This is a genomic window from Paenibacillus favisporus (assembly GCF_040545415.1).
GTDB classification, from domain to species: domain Bacteria; phylum Bacillota; class Bacilli; order Paenibacillales; family Paenibacillaceae; genus Paenibacillus_AQ; species Paenibacillus_AQ favisporus.
The window spans coordinates 468274-475907 of the sequence record NZ_JBEPLV010000007.1 but is presented as its reverse complement, the minus strand read 5'-3'; the positions used below and the strand labels follow the sequence as shown (position 1 = coordinate 475907).

At 53.1% G+C, this 7634-nt stretch carries 7 protein-coding genes and 2 tRNA genes; 7 read left to right on the top strand and 2 right to left on the bottom strand.

Going from position 1 to position 7634, the window contains the following annotated elements:
- Positions 1-16: 16 nt before the first annotated feature.
- The 5 genes from ABID47_RS28440 to ABID47_RS28420 all read left to right on the top strand — a co-directional run bounded on the left by ABID47_RS28440 (position 17) and on the right by ABID47_RS28420 (position 3525).
- A tRNA-Pro gene (locus ABID47_RS28440) sits at positions 17-90 on the top strand.
- A 63-nt stretch (positions 91-153) separates the two neighbouring features.
- Positions 154-227, top strand: a tRNA-Gly gene (locus ABID47_RS28435).
- 163 nt (positions 228-390) lie between these two features.
- Positions 391-1053 (top strand): S-layer homology domain-containing protein, encoded by a 663-nt coding sequence (locus tag ABID47_RS28430; RefSeq protein ID WP_354501931.1) that lies wholly within the window; start codon positions 391-393, stop codon positions 1051-1053.
- Positions 1054-1437: 384 nt separating this feature from the next.
- Entirely contained in the window at positions 1438-1881 is a 444-nt protein-coding gene (locus ABID47_RS28425; protein ID WP_076177067.1) for a MarR family winged helix-turn-helix transcriptional regulator, read from the top strand.
- A gap of 15 nt (positions 1882-1896) precedes the next feature.
- Positions 1897-3525, top strand: coding sequence for an MDR family MFS transporter (locus ABID47_RS28420; protein WP_354501928.1), 1629 nt, complete (start codon positions 1897-1899; stop codon positions 3523-3525).
- A gap of 111 nt (positions 3526-3636) precedes the next feature.
- Here the strand turns inward: ABID47_RS28420 and ABID47_RS28415 are convergent, their stop codons facing one another.
- A complete protein-coding gene (locus ABID47_RS28415) occupies positions 3637-4788 on the bottom strand; it encodes a phosphodiester glycosidase family protein (RefSeq protein ID WP_354501925.1) in 1152 nt (383 codons plus the stop codon).
- 229 nt (positions 4789-5017) lie between these two features.
- A complete protein-coding gene (locus ABID47_RS28410; RefSeq protein WP_354501922.1) occupies positions 5018-5794 on the bottom strand; it encodes an ABC transporter ATP-binding protein in 777 nt (258 codons plus the stop codon).
- A 343-nt stretch (positions 5795-6137) separates the two neighbouring features.
- Between ABID47_RS28410 and ABID47_RS28405 the strand changes: the two genes are divergently transcribed.
- Positions 6138-6602: an acyl-CoA thioesterase gene (locus tag ABID47_RS28405; protein ID WP_076177062.1), complete on the top strand. Its 465-nt coding sequence runs from the start codon at positions 6138-6140 to the stop codon at positions 6600-6602.
- A gap of 71 nt (positions 6603-6673) precedes the next feature.
- Positions 6674-7342 carry a ribonuclease H gene (gene rnhA / locus ABID47_RS28400; protein WP_354501919.1) on the top strand — a complete coding sequence of 223 codons (669 nt, stop codon included), beginning with the start codon at positions 6674-6676 and terminating at the stop codon, positions 7340-7342.
- Positions 7343-7634: the final 292 nt, after the last annotated feature.

The window sequence follows — 7634 nt, the reverse complement described above, 5'->3', positions numbered from 1 at the left end:
GTTTTACAATAGATATCGGGATGTAGCTCAGCTTGGTAGAGCACCTGGTTTGGGACCAGGGGGTCGCATGTTCGAATCGTGTCATCCCGATACGCGTGCACGGCTTCGTGTAAGTCTTGATCTTTCTGCACTCAAGGCTTGCACGGAGAATTTGCGGGTGTAGTTCAATGGTAGAACTTCAGCCTTCCAAGCTGATAGCGTGGGTTCGATTCCCATCACCCGCTCCATACTTAAAAAGATAACGCCGAAAGGCGTTTTTTTGTTATAAGCGGTGGTGTGATTTAAGCGGTTATAACTAGTCCGCAGATTTTCCCATGGTGCAACCTTCCATATTTTCTTTGCGTCTGTAGGAAAGACAAGACCAAATTTTCCCGAAGAAGGTGTTACTAGATGAAGAAGAAACATGTTGTATCAGGAAGTGTTGCAGCCCTGGCATTATCCCTGGCGATCGGCGGGTCCGTGTTCGCGGCAGGAGAGGGCTTTACGGATTTGGCGGGAGTCGCCGGTGCCGATAAAATCGCTGCGCTCCAGCAGCAGAAGCTGCTGAAGGGCGACAGTGAATCGGCCTTCCGGCCGCAGGCACATATGACAAACGCGGAAGGCGTTCAGCTGCTGGCAAACTTGCTGGCTGACGTGCCGGTTACGAAGGCAGCCGAGGGAAGCGAAACCGCAGCCCTGACAAATGTGAAGACAGGCGCTTGGTTTGCTCCTGCTTTTCTTACAGTTACGAACCATGGCATCGCCCTTCCGGCTGATATTGAGCCTAGTCATGGCATGACTCGTGAAGCTTTCACACAATATTTGATCGAGACGGTGGAAAAGAAGGGCAACTTGCCGATGATCAATTTGGTACCTAAAGACATCGCGGATGACAGCAAATTGACTCCTGAGTATCAAGGGGCTATTCAGCGGGCGCTCGCCTGGGGGATTGCCGACCTGGACAGCAGCGGCAACTTCCGTCCCCAAGATCAAGTGACCCGGTCTGAAGCAGCGGTCATGGTGTACAACGCGCTTGAATTTTTGAAAACGCACAATTACCCTAAGCCGGAATAAAAGAGTCGGAAACGGTCTCTGTTGTCAAACGGAAACGAGATCCGTCGATGAAACACAGCCGAAAGGCACGACGAATATCGACAAAAAAGTCACCCTCGCAAAGGGTGGCTTTTTTTGTTGAAAAGACGCTTTTTAGAAAAATAGGAGCCAATCGAGAAAGGGGAGGACCTCTTTGTTTCTGCTTAAAAAAAGGACAAGTCTCCCTAAAACCGCCTCTTGACTATCCGGCTGCGGAGGCGTAATATTACTTAAGTATTTAATGATTAAGTTACTAATTGATTAAAAATTTATCTATTAACAAATAATTAATTAGTGTCCAAATGTAACTGCGGCAATACGACGCGGATGGCCACAGATCCATACCACGCCAAGGAGGTCAACCCTTTGTCCAGAAATGAACAATTGTTTGAAGTGGCGGCGATGTTCCGGTCGCTGCTGAAAAGTATGTCCCATGAATGGAACAAAAACAGCGCCAAGCAGTATAATCTGACTTTTCCCCAGTTTCAGGTATTGTATGCATTGAAGCTCCGGGGCCCACAGAAGGTATCCGAACTGGCCGAATTGCTTGGCCTGACGTCTCCTGCCATAACGAGTTTGACGGATAAGCTCCTTGCTTCGGGTTATGTAAACCGGGAAAGGGCCGAGAACGACCGGAGGGTCGTGTATACCTCCATTACAGAGCAAGGGATGTCCACGATCGGGCAAATCGTTGAGGACCAGCAAGAAATCATTACGGTGTTCTTTGAAATGTTGTCCGAAGAGGATGTACAGCATTTGAGAAGGATCTTCTCATTAATGCTTTTGAATATAGATCATCATGAAGCATAGAGGTGAAAGAGGTACATGGAGCATTTAACGCTGAAGCGTAAAGTAACCATCATGATCGCGATTATGGCGGCGATGTTTTTTGCGGCCATTAACCAGACGATCACAAGCACGGCGATGCCGCGCATTATCGCGATTCTGGATGGTATGGATTACTATACATGGACGATTAATATTTATTTGTTAACTTCGACGATTGCGACGATTCTGGTCGGTAAATTGTCGGATATGTTTGGACGCAAGCCGTTCATTCTGATCGGCATCCTATTTTTCATGTTAGGCGCGTTCTTAACCGGTACTTCGGATAATGTGTACCAGTTCATCATTTATCGCGGGATTCAGGGGATTGGCGCCGGTATCATCCAATCGACGGCTTTTACGGCGGTAGGCGATTTGTTCCCTCCGCGCGAACGCGGCAAATGGATGGGCCTCATGACGGCGGTGTTCGGTTTCTCCAGTGTCCTGGGACCGACGCTTGGCGGTTATCTAGTGGATCATATCGACTGGCACTGGCTGTTCTGGATCTTCCTGCCGCTTGGCATTGTCGCTTTTATTATGATTCTGACGCTGTTTCCGAAAGTGGACCGCAAGCACGGACAGAGCGTCGATTACGTAGGTTCTTTGTTCCTGACGACGACGATCGTTCCGCTGCTTCTTGCCTTCTCCTGGGCAGGTACCGAGTACGAGTGGGGCTCTTGGCAGATTCTTAGTCTCCTTGGAGCCACCGTTGTATCTGCACTCATTTTTATTTTTGTGGAAACCTTGGTGAAGGAACCGATTCTCCCGCTGCATTTGTTTAAAAACGGCGTGGTGACGGTCTCGAACTTGATCGGCTTTATTATGAACTTTGGCTTGATGGGAGCCATGATTTATATTTCCTTCTACGTGCAGGGCGTGCTGGCCATTTCTCCGACTTATGCGGGTTACGTCACGCTTCCGATGTCGCTGTGTATGGTCATCACGAGTGCCATTACCGGTCAATTGATCGCCAAAATCGGGAAATACAAGCGTTTTGCCCTGATCGGGATGCCGGTTATGATTATTGGCATGGGCCTGATGATCTTTATGGATAACATCGCGATGACGATCGTCAGCACGATCATTTTCGGTATTGGCCTGGGCCTCGGGATGCCGGTCTTCTCGCTGGCAACGCAAAATGCGGTGTCGCATAAGGAGCTCGGTGTCGTTACCGCATCGACGCAGCTGTTCCGTAACCTTGGCGGTACGATCGGTATCGCTGTGATGGGTACGGTGATGTCGAACAGTTTGACGAAACATTTGAAAGAAGCGCTGCAGTCGCCGAGCGCTCCGGACTTCAGTTCCCTGGATCCGAAGACGGCACAAGGCATGCTCGCCTTCGCCAATCCGCAGACGCTCATGAACAAGCCGCTGGTCGAAAAGACGGAAGCGAGCCTGCCGGAGCAAGCCAGAGCACTGTTCGTGCAAATGATCGACAGCATCCGGCACGCGCTGGGTGATACGCTATCCACCGTGTTCCTTACAGGTACGCTGGTGCTTATCGTGGCTCTGGTCCTCGTGTTCTTCTTGAAAGAACTGCCGCTTCGTTCCACCAACCAGACACCGGAAGCGAACGCCCCGTCGGGGAATGCGAACGTGAAGCCGGGCAAGGCAGTAACGGCCGAATAATTCCGTTATTGACGGTATCATAGATCGATAACACTGCTGAATATGAAAAGCCTGGGCGAAATGAATTCGCTCCAGGCTTTTTTCGATAGGCAGGACAGGCTGCCCATCGTTTTATTGAAATTTCACGACAAGCGCATTGCTGATTTTCCGGCCGGGAGTGGTCAGGTACTTGCCGTTATAGTACAAACCGCTGGAAGCCCCGCCATCCAGGTTCATGGCCTGGTAGGCTCCGGCCTTCTTCATGATTTCAGCCAGCTGGGGAATGGTAGCTCCCCCGGTGGTCAGCAGGATCAGCCGGTGATCCCGGGTCAGGCCGAGCGCGCTGCGGGCCCCTCCACCGGTAAGAATCTTTGGATCTTTAAAGCCTTCCTTCTTCACGTTCAGCGAAACTTTGCCGTTCACCAGCAGCCGCGGCCCGGCCTGAAGGCCGCCTTCGATCCAGCCCTGCTCAAAGGCTTGGCCAAAATCGGGACCGGCGATGATCCGCGCCAAGTGGTTGGTGTCATAAGCGAAGATGGACCGCTTGTCGCCGGGGCTTGGCATCTTGATGGTGCCATGGCTTACGATATAGCCGTAAGGAGCCTTGTAGGCGCCGCTGGTATAAGCGTCAAAAAAGGTGCCGTTGACGGCTACCTTTGCGCCGCTGCGTTTGGCGATGCTGGAAAGGTCTTCGACCTTGCCGGGGGTATTCCCGGCGAGTACGACATCCAGCTGAATTTTCGGATGCAGCAGGTCGATCGTCACCGTCTGGGCGGAAAACGATCTGCCGCCGACCTTATACGTTTGGCGTGCGCTCACGATCGGATTTTTCAGGGCTTGTCCCACGTTTCGGGTAACGTAGGGGAGGTAGTGTGCCACTCCTTCCCTGGTCAGCTTGACGGCTGCATCGTCCTTCTGCCAACTGGCTTCAACGCCGAGCTTGCTGACGATGAGCGACAGCGGTACATAAACCGAGCCGTTCTCGCGGAACGGGGCGGTGGCAAGAGCGAGGCTAGCGCCGTCGAAAGCGGCGGACTTCTGCGCGAGGTGAAGCGTCAGGCGGTGGTTGCCCTGGAAAATGTCGAGCTGCTTGGCGGCATCGTTCCATTGGGTGGTCACGCCGTCGAATTCGCTCAGGGAGCGGACCGGCAGGAAGGAATAGCCGGTTTTTGCATCGACGATCACGACGTTTTTGACGGCCGAAGCGGCGGAAGCAGGCGCGGATGGCGCAAGGTACACCCAGGTAAGGCACATGATGAGTACTACGGTTAACCATTTTTTCATGCTGCAAAAATATCCCCTTTGTCTCGAAATATAAACCAATGTTCAGGAAATGATTTCCTTACTAGTATATCGGCTTACAGAGCGGGAACTTTGAGCCGGATGTCATCAGGTTTATTCGCTAAACTTTGCTGGGCGAAGCCGGACAAGCTCTCGATGGTGCAAGCATAAAAAAGGAGGAACTTCGATCAACGAAGCCCTCCTTTTGCGATCCGCCTTGTAATCGCAGCGCCTATTCCGCTACGCGCACGTATACCCGTTCTCCGTGACGGTCAACCTCCACCGGGGATTCGAACAGGTCGCTGAGCGTGTCCGCGGTCAGCACGTCATCGGTCCGCCCGCTGCAGACCGCCTCGCCGCGTCTCATCAGCAGCACGTGGCTAAACGCCGGCAAAATTTCCTCCGTGTGGTGCGTAACGTAAATGAGCGTCGGCGCGTCCGGCTGCAAGGTCAGCTCCCGGATGCTGTCCAGCAGCTTCTCCCGGGAAAACAGATCCAGCCCGTTGCACGGCTCGTCCAGAATCAGTATGCGTGGATCGGCCATCAGCGCGCGGGCAATGAGCAGCTTCTGCTTCTCGCCCTGTGAGCAGGTGCGATATTCGCGGTCCCACAAATGGCCGCAGTTCATCGTTTCCATCAACTCGCGGGCACGGTCGTAGTCCTCTTCGCTCGTTTTGTCGTACAGGCCCACCGTGGCGTGCTTGCCGCTGACGACGATGTTTTGGGTTCGGTCCGATCCGTACAGACGCTCCTGAAAGGAGTTGCTGACCCAGCCGATCGATTTGCGCAGCTCGCGCAGGTCCACTTCCCCGAAGCGGTGCCCCAGCACGCTGACCGAGCCCTCGGACGGCCAAATATAACCGTTGACGATGTTCAGCAGCGTCGTTTTGCCCGAGCCGTTCAGGCCCAGCAGCGCCCAATTCTCGCCGGGCTTCACCTGCCAGCTTACATTTTTCATTAACGTATGCTGTCCGCTTCTCCACGTAATGTTCTCGATATCGATGATCATCAGGTTCCCTCTCTCTCTTGATCCGCAGTCGGATACATGCTGTTCTTCACATGTTAAAACAAATCACGATCCTGTCAATACCTGAGCCGTAGAAACGGCAGAGGATAACGTCCCCAGAATGCTCTGATCACTGGCCCCGTCTGACGATTTCCTTACATCATACGACGCGGGGAAAAGGGCTGTCGCCGCGATAATTGCTGAACGGGGGAAGCATTTTTTGCTATAATGGGCATCAGACAGCCGGAAATCGGGGCCTGATCCGGCCAAGCCGTCAAGCCGATGGGAAATCTTCACGTGCTGTACGGCTGGAAGGGGAACAGCGGGCCGCAAAGGAGACATTTTCATGAAAAGGGAAAGCTTTATTCAGCCGGATGCTGCAGGCTGGCTGCAAAAGTTTCATTTTTCAATCCCGATCAAGGTGCGCTACTGCGAGACGGATATGCTTGGACATGTGAATAACGTCAGCTATTTTATGTATTTTGAACAGGGCAGAATCGAATACTTCGAGCAGCTCGGGCTGTTTGCCGACTTGTTTGGCGAGGAGAAAGTGATGGTGGTTGCCGACCTCGAATGCCAGTATCTCGCCCAAATGTACCGCAGCGATCCGGTGCAGCTCCACGTGCGGGTGGCGTCGATCGGACGCTCCTCTCTGGACATTGAGTATGCCGTCGTCGCTTCAGGAGCACTGAAGGCGGCCGGACGCGGCGCGGTCGTGCTGATCGAAACGAAGAGCGGGAAGAGCACTCCGCTGCCGGAGGAAATCAAGGAAGCCATCCGGGCGTTCGAAGGAACGGGTCTTGCGCAATAGCCGTCTGCTTGGAAGAACGTAACTGTAGATGGGGAAAAAGATGCAGAAGCAGATAGGAGCAAATGCTAGTTATGGCAAAGCAAAAATTTTACGTCGTCTGGGAAGGGCATAAGCCGGGAATCTATACGTCTTGGCCGGAATGCCAGGCTCAGGTAAACGGGTATACGGACGCCAAATACAAGTCCTACGAATCGCGCGCGGAGGCGGAAGCGGCTTATGCGGGCGGATGGAAGAAAAACTGGGGTAAAGCCAAGGCGTCGGGTTCAGCCGGAGGTTATGCAACAAAGGCAGCCAAATCCGGCAAGCCGTCCGTGTCGGCAACTTCGATGGAAGAGATCGATTACGACAGCATCTCGGTGGATGTCGGTACTCGCGGCAATCCCGGCCCGGTCGAGTACAAAGGCGTCGATACGCGGACCGGGGAAATACTGTTCTATGTCGGGCCGGTTGAAAATGGAACGAACAACCTGGGCGAATTTATCGCGATCGTCCATGCGCTGGCGTATTTGAAGCAGAAGGGCAGCAAGAAGACCATTTACACCGACTCGAAGACGGCGCTGGCTTGGGTGCGCAACAAGAAACCAGCGACGACGCTTGCTCGTACCGAGAAGACGCGGAAGATTTGGGAGCTGACGGACCGCGCCGTACAGTGGTTGCACGAGAACAAGTACGAGAACAAAATCGTGAAGTGGAAGACCGAGGAATGGGGCGAGATCAAGGCGGATTTCGGACGGAAATAATACGGAAAAAGAGCCCGGAGCAGCTTAGAAGCGCTCCGGGCTCTTTGGTTTCGGAGAGAGTATGGGTTTAGGCGAAAGTATAAGCATGTATGTTCGCGACCGCTTGTATTTTTGCGTAAGTATGTGTTTACGCGTACCTGTACTGTGCTTTTTCGTCAGCATAGGGTTACGCGCGTAAGCCTTTATGTCCGAGTATGCGTGTAGCTTCGTTTCGAGCAAGCGTGTGTGATTGCGAGTACGCGTACGTTTGAGAGAAGCATGTGTTTGTGAGATGGGGGCGTGTGTCTCGGGT

Excerpts from the sequence above, each read along its gene's own strand:
- ABID47_RS28430 (WP_354501931.1), top strand. The coding sequence starts at position 391 with ATGAAGAAGAAACATGTTGTATCAGGAAGTGTTGCAGCCCTGGCATTA.
- ABID47_RS28420 (WP_354501928.1), top strand. The coding sequence starts at position 1,897 with ATGGAGCATTTAACGCTGAAGCGTAAAGTAACCATCATGATCGCGATT.
- ABID47_RS28415 (WP_354501925.1), bottom strand. The coding sequence starts at position 4,788 with ATGAAAAAATGGTTAACCGTAGTACTCATCATGTGCCTTACCTGGGTG.
- ABID47_RS28410 (WP_354501922.1), bottom strand. The coding sequence starts at position 5,794 with ATGATCATCGATATCGAGAACATTACGTGGAGAAGCGGACAGCATACG.
- ABID47_RS28405 (WP_076177062.1), top strand. The coding sequence starts at position 6,138 with ATGAAAAGGGAAAGCTTTATTCAGCCGGATGCTGCAGGCTGGCTGCAA.
- rnhA (WP_354501919.1), top strand. The coding sequence starts at position 6,674 with ATGGCAAAGCAAAAATTTTACGTCGTCTGGGAAGGGCATAAGCCGGGA.